The organism is Pseudocitrobacter vendiensis, from assembly GCF_943590815.1.
In the GTDB taxonomy this organism is placed as follows: domain Bacteria; phylum Pseudomonadota; class Gammaproteobacteria; order Enterobacterales; family Enterobacteriaceae; genus Pseudocitrobacter; species Pseudocitrobacter vendiensis.
In genome coordinates this window covers 73,739-94,361 of the sequence record NZ_CALSBS010000007.1, presented here as the reverse complement: position 1 = coordinate 94,361, position 20,623 = coordinate 73,739, and the positions used below count along the sequence as shown (strand labels likewise).

The 20,623-nt window shown below is 53.9% G+C and carries 20 protein-coding genes; 6 read left to right on the top strand and 14 right to left on the bottom strand.

The features are described 5' to 3' along the window. Positions 1–3 precede the first annotated feature (3 nt). From NMC31_RS09905 to NMC31_RS09860, 10 genes are all read right to left on the bottom strand, one after another. On the bottom strand, positions 4–1,680 hold the full coding sequence (locus NMC31_RS09905) for a glycosyltransferase family 2 protein (protein ID WP_253897805.1): 1,677 nt from the start codon (positions 1,678–1,680) through the stop codon (positions 4–6). After that, positions 1,671–2,024 (bottom strand): ApeI family dehydratase, encoded by a 354-nt coding sequence (locus tag NMC31_RS09900; protein ID WP_253897875.1) that lies wholly within the window; start codon positions 2,022–2,024, stop codon positions 1,671–1,673. The genes NMC31_RS09905 and NMC31_RS09900 overlap by 10 nt, the downstream gene beginning before the upstream one ends. Next, positions 2,011–3,369 carry an AMP-binding protein gene (locus NMC31_RS09895; protein ID WP_253897874.1) on the bottom strand — a complete coding sequence of 453 codons (1,359 nt, stop codon included), beginning with the start codon at positions 3,367–3,369 and terminating at the stop codon, positions 2,011–2,013. The genes NMC31_RS09900 and NMC31_RS09895 overlap by 14 nt, the downstream gene beginning before the upstream one ends. Next, positions 3,366–3,935, bottom strand: coding sequence for a COG4648 family protein (locus NMC31_RS09890; RefSeq protein ID WP_253897804.1), 570 nt, complete (start codon positions 3,933–3,935; stop codon positions 3,366–3,368). The genes NMC31_RS09895 and NMC31_RS09890 overlap by 4 nt, the downstream gene beginning before the upstream one ends. 6 nt (positions 3,936–3,941) lie before the next feature. Then, positions 3,942–4,193: an acyl carrier protein gene (locus tag NMC31_RS09885; protein WP_015963162.1), complete on the bottom strand. Its 252-nt coding sequence runs from the start codon at positions 4,191–4,193 to the stop codon at positions 3,942–3,944. A 12-nt stretch (positions 4,194–4,205) separates the two neighbouring features. Continuing rightward, on the bottom strand, positions 4,206–4,463 hold the full coding sequence (locus NMC31_RS09880) for a phosphopantetheine-binding protein (protein ID WP_015963163.1): 258 nt from the start codon (positions 4,461–4,463) through the stop codon (positions 4,206–4,208). A gap of 24 nt (positions 4,464–4,487) precedes the next feature. Further along, complete coding sequence (locus tag NMC31_RS09875) at positions 4,488–5,258, bottom strand: lysophospholipid acyltransferase family protein (RefSeq protein ID WP_253897803.1); 771 nt, start codon at positions 5,256–5,258, stop codon at positions 4,488–4,490. Beyond that, positions 5,255–5,977, bottom strand: a complete 723-nt coding sequence (locus tag NMC31_RS09870) for a beta-ketoacyl synthase chain length factor (protein WP_253897802.1) — start codon at positions 5,975–5,977, stop codon at positions 5,255–5,257. The genes NMC31_RS09875 and NMC31_RS09870 overlap by 4 nt, the downstream gene beginning before the upstream one ends. A 221-nt stretch (positions 5,978–6,198) precedes the next feature. Beyond that, positions 6,199–7,428: an amino acid permease gene (locus NMC31_RS09865; RefSeq protein WP_253897801.1), complete on the bottom strand. Its 1,230-nt coding sequence runs from the start codon at positions 7,426–7,428 to the stop codon at positions 6,199–6,201. A gap of 189 nt (positions 7,429–7,617) precedes the next feature. Next, positions 7,618–8,082 carry a multidrug/biocide efflux PACE transporter gene (locus NMC31_RS09860; RefSeq protein WP_149463336.1) on the bottom strand — a complete coding sequence of 155 codons (465 nt, stop codon included), beginning with the start codon at positions 8,080–8,082 and terminating at the stop codon, positions 7,618–7,620. A 95-nt stretch (positions 8,083–8,177) separates the two neighbouring features. On the opposite strand from NMC31_RS09860, the gene NMC31_RS09855 reads away from it, so the two are divergent. From NMC31_RS09855 to NMC31_RS09845, 3 genes are all read left to right on the top strand, one after another. Next, positions 8,178–9,047 carry a LysR family transcriptional regulator gene (locus tag NMC31_RS09855; protein ID WP_149463337.1) on the top strand — a complete coding sequence of 290 codons (870 nt, stop codon included), beginning with the start codon at positions 8,178–8,180 and terminating at the stop codon, positions 9,045–9,047. A gap of 100 nt (positions 9,048–9,147) precedes the next feature. Next, a complete protein-coding gene (locus tag NMC31_RS09850; protein WP_149463338.1) occupies positions 9,148–10,341 on the top strand; it encodes an acetyl-CoA C-acetyltransferase in 1,194 nt (397 codons plus the stop codon). Between the two features lie 484 nt (positions 10,342–10,825). After that, the gene (locus tag NMC31_RS09845; protein WP_253897800.1) at positions 10,826–11,521 is read left to right on the top strand and encodes an oligogalacturonate-specific porin KdgM family protein; all 696 of its coding nucleotides are present in this window, start codon (positions 10,826–10,828) and stop codon (positions 11,519–11,521) included. Positions 11,522–11,689: 168 nt separating this feature from the next. Here the strand turns inward: NMC31_RS09845 and NMC31_RS09840 are convergent, their stop codons facing one another. Beyond that, entirely contained in the window at positions 11,690–12,865 is a 1,176-nt protein-coding gene (locus NMC31_RS09840; RefSeq protein WP_253897799.1) for an oligogalacturonate lyase family protein, read from the bottom strand. A gap of 461 nt (positions 12,866–13,326) precedes the next feature. Here NMC31_RS09840 and kduI point away from each other — a divergent pair, with 461 nt between their 5' ends. The 3 genes from kduI (at position 13,327) to araE (ending at position 16,718) form a co-directional block, all read left to right on the top strand. Beyond that, positions 13,327–14,163: a 5-dehydro-4-deoxy-D-glucuronate isomerase gene (kduI, locus tag NMC31_RS09835; protein WP_253897798.1), complete on the top strand. Its 837-nt coding sequence runs from the start codon at positions 13,327–13,329 to the stop codon at positions 14,161–14,163. Between the two features lie 62 nt (positions 14,164–14,225). Continuing rightward, entirely contained in the window at positions 14,226–14,987 is a 762-nt protein-coding gene (gene kduD / locus NMC31_RS09830) for a 2-dehydro-3-deoxy-D-gluconate 5-dehydrogenase KduD (protein WP_253897797.1), read from the top strand. A gap of 312 nt (positions 14,988–15,299) precedes the next feature. Then, complete coding sequence (gene araE / locus NMC31_RS09825) at positions 15,300–16,718, top strand: arabinose-proton symporter AraE (protein ID WP_149463343.1); 1,419 nt, start codon at positions 15,300–15,302, stop codon at positions 16,716–16,718. 291 nt (positions 16,719–17,009) lie between these two features. On the opposite strand, the gene NMC31_RS09820 is transcribed toward araE, so the two are convergent. From NMC31_RS09820 to NMC31_RS09810, 3 genes are all read right to left on the bottom strand, one after another. After that, the gene (locus tag NMC31_RS09820; RefSeq protein ID WP_253897796.1) at positions 17,010–18,125 is read right to left on the bottom strand and encodes an oligogalacturonate lyase family protein; all 1,116 of its coding nucleotides are present in this window, start codon (positions 18,123–18,125) and stop codon (positions 17,010–17,012) included. Between the two features lie 67 nt (positions 18,126–18,192). Continuing rightward, complete coding sequence (locus NMC31_RS09815; RefSeq protein WP_149463345.1) at positions 18,193–19,479, bottom strand: ABC transporter substrate-binding protein; 1,287 nt, start codon at positions 19,477–19,479, stop codon at positions 18,193–18,195. A gap of 12 nt (positions 19,480–19,491) precedes the next feature. Beyond that, positions 19,492–20,619, bottom strand: coding sequence for an ABC transporter ATP-binding protein (locus tag NMC31_RS09810; protein ID WP_253897795.1), 1,128 nt, complete (start codon positions 20,617–20,619; stop codon positions 19,492–19,494). Positions 20,620–20,623: the final 4 nt, after the last annotated feature.

Genomic DNA, 20,623 nt, shown 5'->3' with positions numbered 1-20,623 from the left:
CCTTTACTCCTTATTGGCCGCGTCGGGCAGCCGCCAGAAATCAAAAAAGTTAAACCAGTCCAGCGGCGCCAGAAGCGCGTAATGCTCCAGCCGTTGTGCATAGCGGTCTACCGCCTGCTGAAGCGCCGCCTGGCGCTCTGCGCGCGGCAGCAGCAACGGGTCGGCGAACGGTTCGCAATGAATGTGTAATTGGCCCTGCTGTTTCAGGGCGAAAATCAGTAAGGTCGGGCAGCGCAGCAGCGCGGCGAGAATAAACGGACCCTGCGGGAACGGTGCGGGCTGGCCCATAAAGCGGCTCCATATAACGCGCCAGTCGCCGCCGCGCTGACGATTAACGGCGATACGATCGCCAACGATCGCCACCCATTCGCCGCGATCCAGTTTCTCTTTCAGCAGCATGGCGGTATCCGGGCCGATGTCGGTGACCGGCATCAGGTTCAGCCCGGCCTGTGGCGCCATTTCCTGCATGATCTGTTTGAATCGCTGGGCATTTTCACTGAATACCAGCGCGTTGATCACCCGGCCTTCTTCACGCTGTGCCAGCGCGCGACAGGCTTCCACATCGCCAAGATGCGATGCCAGTAGCAATTTGCCGCGCGGTTCATGCATTGCCAGCGCCGCTTCCGCGCCGGGGGCAAACACCACCTCGTGGCCAAAACGCAGCTCCCCGCGCCAGCTGGCGACTTTATCGAGCATCGCCTCGCCAAAGCGCAGAAAGTGGCGATAGCTGCTCAGTGGCTTCGCGTTCGGCTGCTGTTGATGTACGCGCGAGAGCCATTGCTGCGAGGCGCGTCGTTCAGCCCCTGCAATCAGCCAGTACACGGCCACCACCGGTTTCAGCAGCAGCGAAAATGCGCCACGCCCCAACCGTTGCCACACACGCAGCATCAGGCGCATGCCCCATAATCCCTTTACCTCTTTTTGCTCTGCCCAGTGCACATTGCGACGGCGAAACAGCAGCGACGGAATACGCGGCAGCATGCCGAAGAAAAGTCGGGTGTGCATCCAGGAGATGCGCACGTTGTCTTTCAACGCATCGAAATGGGAAAGCCCATCCTGCGGGTAGGTGACGCGCGTTGGCAGAAAATAGCTGCGATGACCTTTCCAGTAGAGACGCACCATCACTTCGGTGTCGAAATCCATTCGCTTGCCGAGCGGCACACGCTGTGCCAGTTGCAGCGTCGGCGTAATCGGATAAACGCGAAAACCGCACATGCTGTCTTTAAGCTGCAACGACAGCGTTTCAATCCACACCCAGACGTGGGTTATCCAGCGGCCATACAAGCGTGAGCGGGGGATGGAGTCATCGTAAATCGGCTGCCCGGAAATCAGCGCCTCGGGATGTTGCTGCGAAAGCGCAAGCAGCGCCGGAATATCTTCAATCGCGTGCTGCCCGTCGGCATCGACCTGAACCGCATGGCTGAAACCTGCGCGCGCCGCCTCTTCCAGCCCACGGATCACCGCCGCACCTTTGCCCGCATTGTGCGGCTGGCGAATGAGCGTGACGCTGGGGTGATTCTCGGCAAGCGTGTGTAATTCGCACCGGGTCGCGTCGTCGCTGCCATCGTCGACGAGGATAATGGGCAGGGCAAACGGCGCAAGACGCGTCAGTACCCGCGCCATCATCGCGCCGTGGTTGTAGCAGGGGATCACCACGCAGGGCGTGAAGGTTAACGGCATAAACGGATTTTCCCGCTGCTGGTGGTGTGGCGCGCGTCGCCGTCGTGGCGCTGGTAGCAGAAGGCGAGTATCTGGCGCGATGCCTGCCAGGTCAGCGTTAAGGTGATGCGGTTTTCCGGCAGTAGCGGCGCCTGGAACTTCACATTTTGAATACTGTGAAAGCGATAGTCAGGCGTCAGTAAACGGCTGGCATAGTGCATGACCCACTCCAGCTGTGCGACGCCCGGCAGCAGTGGCTGGACGGCAAAGTGCCCCTTAAACCAGAACAGCGTGGCGGGCAGGTGCAGGACAATCTCCGCCTCGTCCTCGCCCGTATGCTGGCAGGAAATTTCATCGGGCGACATGGTCATGAAAGCACTCCTGTAATTGCGCATCGATGCGCTTATTCATTGTGTTTGTCGGAATCGCATCCACCACGCGCCAGTAACGGGGAAGTGCGACGGACTCCAGCCAGGGGCGCAGCGCCTGACGCCACGCCAGCTCCTGTTTGCGGCTCGCGCGCTGCCAGGCCTGGCGCATAGCATCATCAAGCACCAGCAGTACACCAATGCTCTGGCGCGTGCCGCGCGTAATCAGTATGGCTGCAGCATCGCGCACGCCCGCCAGCGATAATACGCGCTGCTCAACTTCGGCCAGCGAAATCCGTTTGTCGGCGATTTTCACTATACGCCCGCGCCGCCCAAGCAGATGAAAGTGGTTATTCGCCGTGAAGCGCAGCGCGTCTTCCAGCACCAGACCACCAGGCTCGGCAATCAGCGGTGATGTCACACGCCAATTATCATTCTCTGCCGTGAACGTCACGCCGGGGAAGGGCTGCCAGGGGGTATCGTCCATGCTGCGTTGCCGCCATGCGAGGACACCCGTCTCGCTGCTGCCATAGATTTCGTCGGGCCAGATGTGCAGCCAGAGGTGCGCGTGTTGCGCGTCGCGCCAGTGCAGCATGCCGCCCGCGGTTAACACCATGGCGACGTCAGGGGCCGTCAGCCGCGTATCCAGATGCTTCAGAAACGCCGGGCTGCTGATAAACAGGTAACGCGAACGCGTGTCGAGCGCAGCCAGCTGTTCAGGCCAGGCGAGGGTGTCGGCATGCAGCGGCAGGCCCAATGACATCGGCAGAAAAATACGGAAGGTCAGGCCATAGAGATGCTGCGGCGAGACGGATGAGACCACCCGGCAATCGGCCAGCCGCCCGGTAAAGCGTGCGGCCAGCAGAGCGGATTCCGCATCCAGCGCCACCAGGCTTTTGTAAATGCGCTTGGGCTGCCCGGTGGAGCCGGAGGTAAAAAGTTCCAGCCCCGCGTCTTCAGGTACCGCGGGAAGCGGTTGAGCATCTTCACGGTCGTGGCTGTTGATGATGCGTAAGGGGCCATTCCAGTTCAGAGGACCATCGCTTAAGACGCCGTCGAATAACGCACGTTGTTCCTCAAGCTGCAAAGGGCGAGCGTGACCTGGCAATACTGGCGTTTTTCCGGCATGCAGCGTCGCCAGCAGGGCAACAAGAAACAGATAGCTCTCTTCCAGACACAGCGCCCAGCGCTGCCCCTTCTGCGTTTGCAGCCACGCGCAGTGCGTGGCCACGTCGTTACGCAGTTGGCCCAGCCTCCAGAGGCGCTCGCCTGACCAGGCGACGGGCGTGGTATCGGGACGTTCGGTACTCAGCCAGCAGGATAACGGGCGCGGCGCGTTCATGCGGTTTCTCGCTTCATCACCCGGCGGCGCACCAGCCATTCACCAGCCATGAGCGCACCCATCAGCAGGTAGGCGATCATCCCGTTCCACGCGCTCCATAGCGCCATATCGCCGATCCGCGCGGTGATCAGGGCAACGCTGCCATTGAGAATAAAAAAGCCGCACCAGATTTGCGTCACGCGTCGCGTGTAGCGCACACCCTGCGCGGAGAGTTGCGGATATTGTAGGCGCGCCAGCCGTTCAACCAGCGGCATCGCGCCAAACAGCGAACTGCCAAACAATGCGAGCATGATGCCATTGACCGCCACAGGCCAGTAGAGCAACAACTGATGCGTTCCCAGCAGCGCGCTGGCAAGGCAGAGCGCCAGCCCGGCTAGCGCGACGCTTTGCATCACCCGGCGCATCGGCCCGGCGTTGTCCTGCGCCTGACGCAGACGAAGTAGCAGAACGACCGCCAGCGTGGGCAGCAGCCATTGCAGGCCGTTATGCGCCAGGCCAAACCAGACCAAAAATGGCCAGGCCAGCAGCACACACGCGGTGATTATCTTGAGGAGCGGTAAACGCACGAAAAATCAGGCTTCCCGCAGCAGGCGCTCGACGGCGTCAACCACATCCTGCACGGTGCGCACGGCTTTGAACTCTTCCGGCTTAATTTTTTTGCCGGTCTTCTTCTGCAACTGGACGATCATATCAACAGCATCAATGCTATCGAGTTCAAGATCTTCATACAGACGTGCCTCGGGGGTGATTGCCGCCGGGTCGACTTCGAACAGTTTTACCAGCAGGGAAGTGACTTCCTGATAGACAGCAGTTTGGTCGGTCATGATGGCATCTCCTCAGGCGCGTTGAGATTGAATAAAAGCAGCGAGCGTCGCCACCGAATAGAAATGCTGGCGCATCGCTTCATTTTCAGCAGAAAGCACAATGCCATACTGGTTTTTTACCGCCAGCCCCAGCTCCAGCGCATCAATAGAATCCAGGCCTAAGCCGTCGCCGAACAGGGCCGCATCGGTATCAATGTCGTCCACGCTCAGTTCATCCAGATTCAATGTGTTAATGATGAGATGTTTAATCTCAGAATAGAGCTCTTGCATCGTTAATTCCTGCACAATGATGTTTTAACAAAATAATTGTAATTGCTGTAAAAGATGCCGGTTTAGCGCACGCGCGGCCAGCGCCGGTTCTTGCTTATTCACGGTAATAAAGTCGTTAATACAGATTTTCTCCCGGACGATAACCTCAAACTGCGGCGTCGTCTCCGGGACGTGATACCAAGGACGCTGCTTATCCAGCAGGTGCTCGCTACAGCGTATGCTCACCAAACGTAAATCGCGTTCGCAGCGCACCGCGATATTGGCGGCACCGCGCTGGAGAGTCATGGTTTCGCCGTGACGGGTACGCGTACCTTCCGGAAAGATAATCAGCGTGTCGCCGCGCTGCAAACGGGCCTGGCTTTCTGCGAGCAAACGTTCAGCTTCGCTGTTGACCAGATAATCTGCCGCGCGGATCACGCCGCTGACAAACGGGTTCTTTAATAGCGCGCTCTTAACCAGACAGTCTGTTTCCGGCATCACCGAGGCCAGCAGTACATAATCAATCAGTGTGGGATGATTCGCTACCACCAGGCAACCGCGCGCCTGACGTAAAATATCGGCGCCCTGCACGCGATAGCGCAGCACGCCCGTCATGCTGGCAAATCTTAAAAAGGCGCGGAAGCTGGACGAAATGCTGCGGCGCGCCAGGCGGCGGCGTTTATCGTCATCGCGCATGACCAACAGCAGCAGGTTAAACCAGAAAAGCGACAACAGCAGGCCGCCCAGACCAAACAGCGCAAAGCACAGTACGGTCATCAGTAATCGCCAAAGGTGATTGATGCGCCTGGCGATCATGTTCGGCTCCAGCACCAGCGTAACCGTTCGCCTTCAAGGACGAAATGGGCGTTGCGGCCCAGGTAATTCTGTAAAAATTGCAGGCTTTGCGGCAGCGCAGGCTCTTCTTTCGTTCCACCCGACTCGGTGACGCACTGAACCTGGTGGCCTGCTTCAATCACCAGCGCTGTTGCAAAGGCCCAGGTGGGCATCTGGGCGGGTAGTGAGGCTCGGTAAAAATCTGGCAGCGTACCGTCAAAATCGACCATTAAAATACGCTGGTGGCCCGCCTGTAGCAGGCACATCACCTCACATAAACCTTGCAGGAACGTATCGCGCCCGGCGCTGAGCGATGACGAGACAATCGCCTGCTTTGCGGCAATGGTGAGATTCCCGACCGCCGCGTTATGCACTGACATCGCGAAATCGGTCGGTGAAATGGTCTGTTCGCTCGCCAGCGCGCTAAGGATACGGTAATTACGCTCCAGCTCGCCGTGGCGACTGGTGTAGAGCACGGCATCAATAGCATGGCGACGCAGCAGAGTAAGGCCACACTCTACGGCCAGCTTACTGCCTGAACTCAGACGGCGCGCGGTCATCATTGGCAATTCAACCAGTTTCGCCTGCGGGCTGGCAGGGTCAATGGTATAAGGCGATTGCGCCCACGAAAGCCACTGGTCAGCCTCGCCCAGTCCAGGCGCTCGGGCGATCCAGTCGATGATATTGAATGCTAATTTCATTAACGCGCGTCCGCGGGGAAAGAAACGTACTTAAAATACGCCGGGCGTAATGCCGCGATCGCGTTATTTTAACGTCCAGGGTATTTCTTATCTATCTTCTACAAAATAGTGGGGACTTTACAAAAAAAAACCATTTTAGTCATGCGGAACAAACTGATTTTTGCTCATCGAATGAATTCAGGAAAGATAACAGGGCAGACAGAACTGCCCTGTTATCGGCGTTAGCCGAGGAACATCACGGAGACGCAGAGCAGACCCACAATCAGCGTAATCAGGCTGCCGATAGAGCGGTACGGCTTCAGCGACGGGATGAGATACGTAGAAAGCGTTGGCATGATAAACAGAATCATGGCAATCAGCGGGCCGCTTATCGCGTAGATCATCGAAATGGCGTTCGGGTTGATGCAGCACACGATGAAGGTCAGCGTCGAGACCAGCAGAATCGACATCATGCGGTTAAACGAACGGCTTTTGCGCACGCCAACCTGATTCAGCGACGCCTTAACCATCTCGCTCGCGCCTTCAATCACGCCAAAGTAAGTGCCAAGGAACGATTTCGACATCGCCACAATCGCCACAATAATACCGGATACGGACAGCCAGTTTGGCGAATTAGGCATCATTGACAGTGCTGACAGAATCGTCACGCCCTGATCTTTGGCGGTATTGATGTAATCAACCGGAATAGAGAGCAGGCAACTGAAGACAAAGAACAGCACGCTCAGGCAGATAATAAGATACGCGACCTTCATGATTTTTTTGCATTTACCCATCGCAAGCTCGCCATATTTCTCTCTGCGATCAATGGCAAAGGTAGAGATAATCGGCGTATGGCTAAAAGCAAAAACCATCACAGGAATGGATAACCACACCTGATGCAGCGTGTGCGGCGTCACTTCCATTTGCCCGGTGAGTAGTGCGGGCTGCCAGCTGCCTGTCAGGTAGATTGATAAAAACAGGAAGTAGGCGATCAGCGGGAACACCAGGAAGCCCATCACTTTGATGGTGGCCTGGCGACCGGCAAGGAAAATCACGTTCAACAGCAATACCACGCCGAAACTCACCAGCACGCGTAGCGTAAGATCGACCGGCATATGCTTGGCTATCTGTTCGGTGATGGAGTTGGTGATGGCAACGGCGTAAATCAGAATCACCACAAAGAACGCCAGGAAATAGAGCGCGGTGATGAGGTTGCCAATTTTCCTGCCGTAGTAGTGGGTGACTGCGCCGGTTATCCCGACACCCGCTGGGGTGTTGGAGGAGAGGATAAACTGACACAGGGCGCGATGGGGCCAGTACGTCAACGGCCATGCGACCAGCGCGGTAACAAACAGTACCACTGCCCCTGCGGACCCTAACTGGATCGGCAGGAACAGCGTACCGGCGCCTACAGCCGTGCCGTACAGGGCAAAGCTCCAGAGCGTCTCTTCTTTTGACCAAATTTTAGACATTATGCGAATTTAATAACCATGGAACATACAAAATGGAGCGTAATTTACCATAATTATGATTCGTGGTGGTTATGAATACTATTGAGTGTTTTTATCCCTCACCCTAACCCTCTCCCAGAGGGAGAGGGGACAGATTGTGCACATACGTAACTCACCCTCTCCCTGTGGGAGAGGGCCGGGGTGAGGGCATCAGCGCGCACAATCCAACGCCCGTTGCACACGGCGCTTCATTACGCGCTCGCGCAGCATGTCGTACACCCAGTTATAGAGCATGGTGTACGGCAGGAAGAACAGGAAGAAACCAATCTCCAGCGTGAGTGCCTGCATCAGCGTCACGCCCAGCACCGCCGCCACAATGCTCACGCCAATCACAATAAAGCCACACTCAAATCCCAGCGCGTGGAAGGCGCGGATTTTTGCCGTACGGGTAACGCGCGTCACCGGCCACAGGCGGTCAAAAATGGCGTTATAAATGATGTTCCACACCATCGCCGTGGTGGCGAGAATGATGGTTAACCCACCCATTTCAAGCACCGAACGTTGCATCAGGTACGCGGCGGTTGGGGCGAGGATCGCCGTGGCGATGCCCTCAAAGCACACGGCGTGGAAAATGCGTTCCGGCAGCTTTCTGCGGTGAAGGTTGTCGTGTTGCATGGTATATGACCTCAATTTGTGACCTGTATTGCTGGGCATTTTATGGATTAATATGATAAGTAAAAGATAGATTCCATCGATAAAGTAGATAGGTTATGCGCTATTCTCCCGAAGCTCTTACCGCATTTGTTGAAACCGTGGACAGCGGTTCGTTCTCTGCGGCCGCGCGGCGCTTACGAAAAAGCCAGTCCACCATCAGTACCGCCATTGCCAATCTTGAGGCCGATCTCGGTGTGACGCTGTTCGATCGCACATCACGCCAGCCGGTGCTGACGGCTGAAGGCCAGCGTGTGCTGAGTTACGTACAGGCGATTCTGGCCGCCAGCGAGCGACTGGATGAGCTGGCGGTGGCCCTGAGCAGCGAAACGGAAGCGCGGCTGGCATTTGTGTTGTCTGATACGCTCCATCCGGATGTGCTGGAGGATTTAATGGTGCAGTTCGATCGTCGTTTCCCGCACACGGAGTTCGAATGTCTGGTGGGCGAAAATGACGATGTTATCGATTTGCTGCAAAAAGGGCGTGCGCAGGTGGGGCTGATTGAGGCGCGCGAAAGTTATCCTACCGATATTGGTCACACGCGCCTGCCGATGCAGACACATATGGCGATTTACGTTTCACTCGATCATCCGTTAACCGCACAGCCCAGCGTCGAGTGGGATCAACTGCATACCTGGCGCGAACTGCGGCTGAATACCTATCTTGAAAATCGCCCCACGCCTGCGCGTGGGCCGGTTTGGTCTGCACCTAACTATCTGATGTTAATGAGTATGGCCGCACAGGGATTCGGCTGGTGCGTGCTGCCCTGCGCGCTGGTGGAGGAGTTTTCCTGCTCCGCACCGTTAACGATGCTGACACTTCCTGGCTGGCCGATTGCTGTCTCCATCGATTTGCTGTGGAACAAGAGCGCCCCGCCGGGCGCGGCCGGAAGCTGGGTCAAAGCGTATCTGCAACAGGTGTCAGCCTGATGGAAAACCTTTGTGATAAATCTCACTTTTTTTAAACAATTACGATAAATGTTGATAACAATAATCTACTATAGCCGGGTTATTTTGCGCTGAGGTAGAGATGAAAGATGTCGTTATCGTAGGTGCAGTCCGTACACCCATCGGCTGCTTTCAGGGGGCGCTCTCCCGCCATTCGGCTGTCGAACTGGGCAGCCTGGTGATCAACGCGCTGGTCGAACGCAGCGGGATTGAGCCTCATGTTATTGATGAAGTGATTATTGGTCAGGTGCTGACGGCGGGCACCGGGCAAAACCCTGCCCGGCAATCGGCGATCAAAGGCGGCCTGCCCAATACCGTTTCAGCCATCACCATCAATGACGTCTGCGGCTCGGGTCTGAAAGCGCTGCATCTGGCGACGCAGGCCATCCAGTGCGGTGAGGCGGATGTGGTGATTGCGGGCGGACAGGAGAACATGAGCCGTGCGCCACACGTTTTGACCGACAGCCGCACCGGCGCGCAACTGGGTAACAGCCAGTTGATTGATAGCCTGGTGCACGACGGATTGTGGGACGCGTTTAACGATTATCATATGGGCGTGACGGCGGAGAATCTGGCGCGCGAATATGGCATCAGCCGTGAACAACAGGATGCCTGGGCGCTGAGTTCCCAGCATAAGGCACGCAAGGCGATTGATTCCGGGCGCTTTCGTGCTGAAATCGTCCCGGTAGTGAATGCGCAGCCTAACGGTGAAACCCTGCGCGTCGAAACCGATGAACAGCCGCAAACCGATCCCAGTGCGGAAGGTCTGGCGCGGCTTTCACCGGCATTCGATCAACTGGGTTCCGTCACCGCCGGGAATGCGTCGTCGATCAACGATGGCGCTGCGGCGGTGTTAATGATGAGCGAAAGCAAAGCGCTGGAGCTGAATTTACCGATCCTGGCGCGCATCCGCGCGTTTGCAAGCGTCGGTGTCGATCCCGCGCTGATGGGGATTGCTCCGGTGTACGCCACACGCCGTTGCCTGGAGCGTGCGGGCTGGCAACTGAACGATGTTGATCTTATCGAAGCCAATGAAGCGTTTGCCGCGCAGGCGATTTCTGTCGGCAAGATGCTGGAGTGGGATGAGCAAAAAGTGAATGTAAATGGCGGCGCTATCGCCCTGGGTCATCCTATTGGCGCTTCCGGCTGCCGTATTCTGGTTTCTCTGGTTCACGAAATGATAAAACGCGATGCCCGCAAAGGCCTGGCGACGCTGTGTATTGGCGGCGGTCAGGGCGTGGCGCTGGCTGTAGAACGCGATTTGCCTGCTGCATAATCTCTTTCAACGCTACTAAAATCCCCGGTAGCGTTCAGAACAACCTGAGTTAGTTCCTCTCTATCATCCTTATTAACGCTAATGCGAATGACGTAACGAAAAGCGTTTTGTTTACACTTTTGTCGTCGTTGGTAATGTTGTGCGATGAGTTAATTCTATATAAAGTACATTAATAAAATACTTATCATTTGATTGGATAAAATAACGCTGGTTATTTTATTTTGCGTTGTAATTATAACCTGTTGATTTTTATTGTTTATTTAAAAGCGTTGTTTAAGCGGATTATGTTTAAAAAATTAATTATATGTGACTTATATCGCATATTTATCGTGGTTTGATATTTTTTTATTGAAGCCGATCACGCCATTTTGTGCCGTATTTTTTGAAACAAATAATTACGATCCTGATCACTAAAACACAGAGATTAAAAAAATAAAATGCAATTCCATAAAAGCGAAACATGATTTCAATTGAGGGATAGCAAATGTTTAAAAAAACTCTGGCCCTGGCTGTATTGTGTGGAGCATCTTTTGCTGCATCAGCGGTAACTGTCGATTTACGTCATGAATTCATTGATGGTGGTAAAACAGATAAATCTAACGCTGACCGCGTTTCTGTTTCTCATCGATTTGCAAATGGCTTTGGTTTCTCTGTTGAAGCAAAGTGGAAGTCGGGTGGTGATAATACCGATAAGCCGTATGCAGATTTTATTGGTAATGGTCATGAAGAATCGATTAGCTGGCAGTGGAAAGCCAATAAGAATTTCTCGGTAACGCCGGGGTTCAATATTGAGAGTAATGATAGCCGCTCAATTTATAAACCGAACCTGCGTGTTCAGTACAGCTTCGACAGCGGTTTTTATGTCGCCGCACGTTATCGTTATGATTACACACGCTATCCTTCAAATGCCGGTAAAGACGATGACAAAGTTAACCGTGGCGATGCCTGGGCGGGTTATGTGTTCGGCGACTGGCGTACCGAGCTGAACTATGTTTATGCGCGCAGCAGCGAAGGTACCGCGCGTAATAATAACAAACCATATTCTCAGGAATATAACGTTAAGCTGGCTTATCGTTGGGATAAAAACTGGGCACCGTATGGCGAAGTGGGTAACGTGGGTGTGAATGACCGTAACGATCGCCAGACGCGTTTCCGTGTCGGTGTGGCGTACACCTTCTAATTAATTCTTCCACCTCGTTATTAACCCGGCGTAGTTAGCCGGGTTTTTCTGTTTTCTTTTTTCTAATATAAATGGCAGACAAAAAAAGGCCCTCCATAAAGGAGGGCAAGGCCAGTTACAGAAACACTACATCAAACACTCAGTCACTCATACTTTATATTCAGCCATTCAGGCCTGAATGAAATCACGCTGCGCCGGGAGTTTGGCGATATAAAGCGCCGGTTTCCCGTCTTTGTCGGAGCTGAACAGCACCGCGCCATCGTGTGGCAGGAAAGAAGGGTGTGGATGCGTGACCTGGCGACTGTTTTGTACCGTCGCCCAGGAGGTGTCGTGACGCGCGATGCGGAAGTACGCTTTTTTCGCGACGTCGAAACCGTATAAATAGGGATCGTTGTCGATGGTGTAGCCGCTGGTGTCTTTCACATCGACCGGCGTACCGGAACCATCACCGACCAGCAGCGTACCGTCAAAGTTGCTCATCAGATGCGAACAGGCTGGCATCTGCATCAGCGCTTCGTTAACCCCGGTGTCCGGGTTGTAACGATAAATCGTTCGACCCTGCTTGCCCTTCAGATAAGAGACATACACCAGCGCTGAGCCGTTTGGTACCCAGAATTCATGGGTGCAGCTTTCGCCTTCCGCATGCTCTTTGACTTTGCGCACGTTGCTGCCGTCTTCGTTAACCAGCCACATACGGGCATCGACTAAATCGTGCGGGCCTTCATGGCAGAACGCGACGGTATTATCGTCAAATGGACGGTAAATGGGGTGGCCGAGCCAGTTCTTCTCTTCGTGAATTACCGAGCTTTCACCGGTTTGCAGGTCAACGCGCAGCAGGCGGCAGTGTGGCCCTTTATGGAAGAAGTCGTGGAACAGTTGCCAGCTGTTGAGCGGCGTCCAGTCACTTTTGGCAATCTCAATGCCCACCAGTTTGGTGCAGTCGCTGTTGGAAACCCAGGTACCGTAGCCGACCCATTCGTCCGGCACGCGATACACTTCCCGTTCCACCAACGTTTTCAGGTTCACTTCCAGCAGGGTGCGATCGTTTTTAACGTAGTAGAGCGATTTGTCATCCGGCGAGAGAAAGCCGCCGAAGGTGTTATCGCCTTCGCCTTCCGTTAATTGCACCGCTTCTGCACTGGCGACATCCAGCAGGTAGTAGTTCCAGTGGCCGTGGAATTCACCCGCGAAAAGAAGATGGCTGCCATCATTGAAAAAGCACTTCTGATAGAAGTAGTTACGATGACAGGTGACGTCTGGTGGGGTTAAGCGGGTGACTTCCGCGCCTGTGTCTGGATCGCGGCTGACCTCATAGTTCAGTTTTACCCGCATACCTTTAGCCATGTTGCACTCCTTTTTCTCAAGCAATGGTGGCGTAACGCTCACCGGCCGATGTGGATGTCGTTTTAAAAATGTAGTGATAATTTATCAAAACATCGTTTCATTGTTTGTGATGATGAGCGCATTTTGTACGAAAAGGCAGTAAATTCAATCCAGAGGACGTTGCCCAACACGATGTCTCCATAAATGAACTTTGTTTTCTGACGGATATTTCTCACATTTCAGCTAATTCTCAATGTTTCTATTCTACTGAATTGTAAAGACTTTATTTTATCTCGGGCGATAAGAGCAGGCATATTCGTGATCCCTTTTGCATTTTTAGTAATATTATGCAGAAAAAGTGAAACGATGTTTTGATTGTAATTGAAAACCCATTTCATCAGCGATAAGATGGCCTCATTGACAAAGCGGAACCCTGTTTCAGGTCCCTTAATAAAGAACAACAGATTTTCTGGAGGCATTCGGTGGACGTAAGACAAAGCATTCATAGTGAACATGCAAAAACGCTGGATACGCAGGGCCTGCGCAACGAATTTCTCGTTGAGCACGTCTTTGTCGCGGATGAGTACACCATGGTGTACAGCCACATCGACCGCATCATTGTCGGCGGCATTATGCCGGTGGCGAAAACCGTTTCTGTGGGCGGTGAAGTGGGCAAACAACTGGGCGTAAGCTATTTCCTGGAACGTCGCGAGCTCGGCGTAATTAATATCGGCGGCGCAGGCACCATTACCGTTGACGGTCAATGTTATGAAATCGGTCACCGCGACGCGCTATATGTCGGGAAAGGGGCAAAAGAAGTGGTATTCGCCAGCGTCGATACGACGAAACCGGCGAAGTTCTACTATAACTGCGCACCGGCCCACACCACTTATCCGACCAAAAAAGTCACGCCGGATGACGTTTCACCGGTTACGCTGGGCGATAACCTCACCAGCAACCGTCGCACCATCAATAAATACTTTGTGCCTGATGTGCTGGAAACCTGCCAGCTTAGCATGGGGCTGACTGAACTCGCGCCGGGAAATCTGTGGAACACCATGCCGTGCCACACTCACGAGCGCCGTATGGAAGTGTACTTCTACTTCAATATGGATGAAGACGCCTGCGTGTTCCACATGATGGGGCAGCCGCAGGAAACGCGTCACATCGTGATGCATAACGAACAGGCAGTGATTTCGCCGAGCTGGTCTATTCACTCTGGTGTGGGCACCAAAGCGTATACCTTCATCTGGGGAATGGTTGGCGAGAACCAGGTCTTCGATGACATGGATCACGTAGCGGTTAAGGATCTGCGCTAAGTCGCGGGCAGCAAAAGAAACAATGCCTGTCGCGAACAGGGGCAATCAATAAGGAATTTAACATGATTTTAGATGCATTCTCTTTACAGGGTAAAGTAGCGGTCGTCACCGGTTGTGATACTGGCCTGGGCCAGGGGATGGCTGTTGGCCTGGCGGAAGCGGGCTGCGACATCGTGGGTATCAACATTGTTGAGCCGGCTGAGACCATCGAGCGCGTCACCGCGCTGGGTCGTCGCTTCCTGAGCCTGACTGCCGATCTGCGTTCTATTGACGGCATTCCTGCGCTGCTTGATCGTGCCGTTGCGGAATTCGGTCATATCGATATCCTCGTAAACAACGCCGGTCTGATTCGCCGTGAAGACGCTATCGACTTCAGCGAAAAAGACTGGGACGACGTGATGAACCTGAACATTAAGAGCGTGTTCTTTATGTCTCAGGCGGCGGCGAAACACTTCATCGCGCAGGGCAAAGGCGGCAAAATTATCAATATCGCGTCTATGCTCTCCTTCCAGGGCGGGATCCGCGTGCCGTCTTACACCGCATCGAAAAGCGGCGTGATGGGCGTCACTCGCCTGATGGCTAACGAGTGGGCGAAACACGGTATTAACGTGAACGCCATTGCTCCGGGCTACATGGCGACCAACAATACCCAGCAACTGCGTGCAGATGAAGAGCGTAGCGCGGCGATCCTCGACCGTATCCCGGCGGGTCGTTGGGGTCTGCCGAGCGATCTGATGGGGCCGGTCGTGTTCCTGGCTTCTCCGGCGTCTGACTACATCAACGGCTACACCGTTGCGGTAGATGGCGGCTGGCTGGCTCGCTAATTTCGGGCTGGTGGTAAGAACCCTGCTTCGCGGCAGGGTTTTTTTTGCCTGTTAATGGCATAGATCCATATCGTATAAATTGATTTATCCATGTGATTATTGCTGTAATGAAATTAATAATAATAAATTTGTTCAAAAACAGTTAATTAAAAATAATTGATTCAATGTGTCTCATTTATAAAATTGTAATGTCCATCACATAACCGATATGCGCAGCTATTTAGTCCATATCTACGCGATGAACCGCCTGACGTATTTCCATAGAAATCCCGTATGTTCAGGGAATGTTTTATACAGTGCAGGCAGGAAAAGATGGTTACCTTAAATAGTGATTCAGTTGTGTCTCCACGCTCGCTGCGCGATACGCGGCGAATGAATCTGTTTGTCTCCGTTTCTGCGGCGGTTGCCGGTCTGTTGTTTGGTTTAGATATTGGGGTGATTGCCGGGGCGCTACCCTTTATCACCGACCATTTTGCCCTGAGCAGCCGTTTGCAGGAGTGGGTGGTCAGCAGCATGATGCTCGGCGCGGCGCTGGGTGCGCTGTTTAACGGTTGGCTCTCTTTCCGCCTGGGGCGTAAATACAGCCTGATGGCCGCGGCGGTGCTGTTCGTGCTGGGCTCGCTGGGTTCTGCGCTGGCCAGCAGCGTGGAAATTCTGATTGCGGCGCGTGTGCTGTTGGGGGTCGCGGTGGGGATTGCGTCTTACACTGCACCGCTTTATCTCTCTGAAATGGCGAGCGAAAACGTGCGCGGTAAGATGATTAGCATGTATCAGTTGATGGTTACGCTGGGCATTGTGCTGGCGTTCCTCTCGGATACCGCATTCAGCTACACCGGTAACTGGCGCGCGATGCTTGGCGTGCTGGCGTTGCCAGCGGTGATCCTGATTGTGCTGGTGGTCTTCCTGCCGAACAGCCCGCGCTGGCTGGCGGAGAAAGGGCGGCATATCGAAGCAGAAGAAGTGTTGCGGATGCTGCGCGATACCTCTGAAAAAGCGCGCGAAGAGCTGAATGAAATTCGCGAAAGCCTGAAGCTGAAGCAGGGCGGCTGGAAGCTGTTTAAAGCTAACCGCAACGTACGCCGCGCGGTGTTTCTCGGTATGCTATTGCAGGCGATGCAGCAGTTTACCGGGATGAACATCATCATGTACTACGCGCCGCGCATCTTCAAAATGGCGGGTTTCACCACCACGGAACAGCAGATGCTGGCGACGCTGGTCGTTGGGTTGACCTTTATGTTCGCGACCTTTATCGCCATCTTTATGGTGGATAAAGCCGGGCGTAAACCGGCGCTGAAGATTGGTTTTAGCGTGATGGCGCTGGGTACGCTGGTGCTGGGCTACTGCCTGATGCAGTTCGATAACGGCACGGCGGGAAGCGGGCTTTCATGGCTGTCGGTTGGCATGACCATGATGTGCATCGCGGGCTATGCGATGAGTGCCGCGCCGGTGGTGTGGATCCTGTGTTCTGAAATTCAACCGCTGAAATGCCGCGACTTTGGTATCACCTGTTCCACTACCACCAACTGGGTTTCCAATATGATTATCGGCGCGACCTTCCTGACGCTGCTCGATAGCATTGGCGCGGCAGGCACGTTCTGGCTCTATACCGGGTTGAATATTGCGTTTATCGGCATTACGTTCTGGCTGATACCGGAAACTAAAAATGTCACGCTGGAACATATCGAACGCAAACTGATGGCAGGAGAGAAGCTGCGAAATATTGGGGTGTGAAGGACAGTTGGGGTGAGTGCGCGCTGATGCCCTCACCCCGGCCCTCTCCCACAGGGAGAGGGAGAAGTAACAATTGTGCACCGTCAGTCCCCTCTCCCTGAGGGAGAAGTAACAATTGTGCACCGTCAGTCCCCTCTCCCTGAGGGAGAAGTAACAATTGTGCACCGTCGGTCCCCTCTCCCTGAGGGAGAAGTAACAATTGTGCACCGTCAGTCCCCTCTCCCTGAGGGAGAAGTAACAATTGTGCACCGTCGGTCCCCTCTCCCTGAGGGAGAGGGTTAGGGTGAGGGTTTACACCTTTGCCAAATACAGCGCCGGCATCCCCTCAACATCCGACGTATACAGCACCCATTGATTATCCGGTGAAAACGAAGGATGCGGATGTGTCACCTGGCGGTCACCGTCCAGCACCTTCCAGCTACTGTTATGCTGACACACCGCTTTCTGCTCCCCGCTGTGAATATCAAATACCCAGATAAACGGATCGTTACTACCATTATGCGGTGCACCGTCACCCACAATGAGCGATCCGTCATGATTACTCATCAGGTGAGAGCAGGGCGGTATCGCCATCAGTAGCGTATTCTCAAGCGTTATCGGGTCGGCGCGATATAAATAGCGCTGCGGAGAATTGTCCTGATGCGCCACGTAATAAAGCGCAGTTCCATTTGGCACCCAGAATTCATGGGTAAAACTTTCACCAGTCTGATGCTGGCGAACCTTGCGCAGGTTACTGCCGTCGGCATTGATTAGCCACATACGTGCATCGATTGCATCGCGCGGGCCTTCGTGGCAGAACGCCACCGTATTATCATCAAACGGGCGGTAAATCGGATGCCCCAGCCAGCGCTTCTCCTGCAAAATAGTGCGCTGTGCGCCCGTTTTCAGGTCGATGTTTATCAGACGGCACTCCGGCTGCGTAAAGTAGAAATCGCGAAATTTGCTCCAGTCGGTCAGCGGCTGCCAGTCGCTTTTTTTGATTTCGATGCCGACCAACTGGGTACAGTCGCTGTTGGCGACCCAGGTGCCATAGGCCACCCATGCGTCATCCACTTCGTAAATCACGTGCTCTTCCCGCGAATCGAGATCCACACGCCTTAACTGGCGATTGTTTTTCACATACCACAGCGATTGATCGTCTGCGGAGAGGAACCCCCCAAACGTGTTATCGCCTTCGCCATCCGTCAATTGCGTAGCGTACTGCGCTTCAAGATCCAACAGGTAGTAATTCCAGTGCCCTTCAAACGCGCCGCCAAAAATGAGTTTTTTGCCATCGCGCGTAAAACACTTCTGATAGAAGTAGTTACGGTGACAAATAATATGCGGTGGCGTCAGGCGAATAACCTCATGCCCCGTTTCGGGGTCCGGCTGTGAACGGAAATTTAGCGGGATAATTTTACCTTTCATTAATCAGCTCCTGATAAAAAAATACCCCGCCGCCGAAGCGCCAGGGTATTGAGAGATAAGGTCGGGATTAACGCATGGCGCGACGCAGAATACGTTCCGCCTGGCGCTGGAAGTCTGTGGCAGCATCTTCCACAGATTTCTGACCGTAATCGATGTATTGCAGCGTGGTGCCGAACTGAGCGACGATCTGCGGGTCATCAAAGTACGGAGACACGCTCAGTTTGGTCGGCAGAGACTGTGCCAGACGCAGGCCGGAGACCGCCGGGTCATCCTCTTTGATGATGCCGTCTTCGGTCAGGAATTTCACCGCGGCCTTGCTCAGCGGCACGCCGCGCTCCAGGCCCAGCGTATCAACCGCTTCTTTATTGTTAAGCAGGAAATTGATCAACTTCGCTGCCGCTTCCGGGTTTTTCGTCGACTTACCGATAGAGAGCATTTGCGCCGGTTTGAAGAACAGGCCCGCGTCGGTTGCGCCTTCCAGCATCGGATAGTTACCCAGCTCCAGTTTTGCTGGCGGCTTCAGGTTGTCGGAATATTTATTGATGGTGGAGTTCCACATGTAGGTTCCCCCCCATTCACCCTGGATCCACGGCTTCATTTCGTACATGTTGCTCTTACCGAAAGAAGCGTAGTACTTGGTATCCGGCATCACGTGACTGTCGACGAGCTTTTTGTACATCTGGAAAAACTCATTCCACTGATCTTTGCTCCAGGCCAGCTTTTTGGTCTTCTCATCAATGGCGGCCGTGTTGTACTTCTGCACCATATACGAGTTCAGCAGCGCCAGGGTATCCTGATGCTCAAGCACCACCGGGTAGTACTGTTTACCCAGTTTGCTTTCGAAGGTTTTCCCCGCTTCCATCAGCGCGTCCCAGGTTTTCGGGTACTCCACGCCAGCTTTTTTCCAGGTTTCATCGTTGAAGTAGAACACGCGCGCCGTGACGGAAATTGGAATACCGTTCAGCTTGCCGTTCACCGTGGTTGTTTGCAGCTCTTTGGCATCGAACTGGCTCAGGTCGATGACATCTTTCATTTTATTCAGGTCATAGAAGCCATCACCCGTTTTGGAGAAAATCGGCAACCAGTTCCAGTTGGTTTGCATCACATCCGGCTCGGTACCGCCCGCAATTTGGGTGGTCAGACGGGAGAGGTGACCATCCCAGCCGGTATATTCCGCTTTAACGTTGATGTCAGGGTTCTGTTTATGGAACTCTTCCAGCGCCTTCAGAGTGACCTGGTGACGGCCATTACCGCCCCACCAGGACATACGTAAATCCACATCTTTTGCCATTGAGGGTAAAGCAGTCAGTCCCAAAATGGTGGAGATTGCTGCGCTTAAAAGCACTTTTTTCATTTTAATACTCCATTAAAGAGAGAGGTTCTGTTCTGTTTTTGCGTCAAAGATATGACACTTATTCATATCAAACTTAAAGTACACTTTACGGTTAAGCCCTTTATCAATCATTGGCTTAGCTTCATCCGATGGAATGCGCGCCGTCAGCTCGTAGTTGGCGACTTTCAGGTAAACGAAGAACTCATGGCCCATGTTTTCAACGCGAACCATCTCGCCGGTGCAACCGCCTTCGGCATAAGGCTCATCTGATACGGAAACGAATTCCGGGCGAATGCCGTAGAACACGTCTTCATTTTTATGGCCCGCCAGTTTCTGCTCTAACACGTTGCTCAGCGGCAGGAACTCGTCGCCGATGGTCAGAGAGAGGTGTCCTTCTTTCTCCACCAGTTTGCTGGCGCGAATGTTCATTTCCGGTGCGCCGATAAAGCCCGCGACGAACATGTTTTTCGGCTTGTGGTAAAGGTTATCCGGCGTATCGACCTGCATGATGTGACCCAGCTTCATGACGCAGATACGGTCGCCCATGGTCATCGCTTCGGTCTGATCGTGGGTGACGTAAACGGTGGTCGCCGGTTTGCCCGATTTCTTCAACTGCTTATGCAGGTCAGAAATACGGATGCGCATCGATGCACGCAGTTTGGCGTCAAGGTTGGAGAGCGGTTCATCGAACAGGAACACGTCTGGCTTTTTCACAATCGCGCGGCCTACGGCCACACGCTGTGCCTGGCCGCCGGAGAGCTGGCGCGGCAGTCTGTCCAGCAGTTCATCCAGCTCAAGAATTTTCGCCGCTTCATCGACCTGCCTGTCGATTTGATCTTTTGGCATTTTGCTCAGCTTCAGGCCGAACGCCAGGTTCTCGCGCACGGTCATGTGCGGATAAAGCGCGTAGTTCTGGAACACCATCGCAATGCCACGCTCTTTCGGCGCGAGGTTATTCACCACTTTCTCGCCGATGCGCACTTCGCCACCGCTGATGGTTTCCAGCCCGGCCAGCATGCGCAGGGTGGTGGATTTGGCGCAGCCCGATGGGCCAACGATCACCATAAATTCGCCTTCAGCAATTTTAAGGTCGATACCATGTACCGCTTTGAAGCCGTTGGAGTACACTTTTTCCAGTTTGTTGAAAATCACTTCAGCCATGATA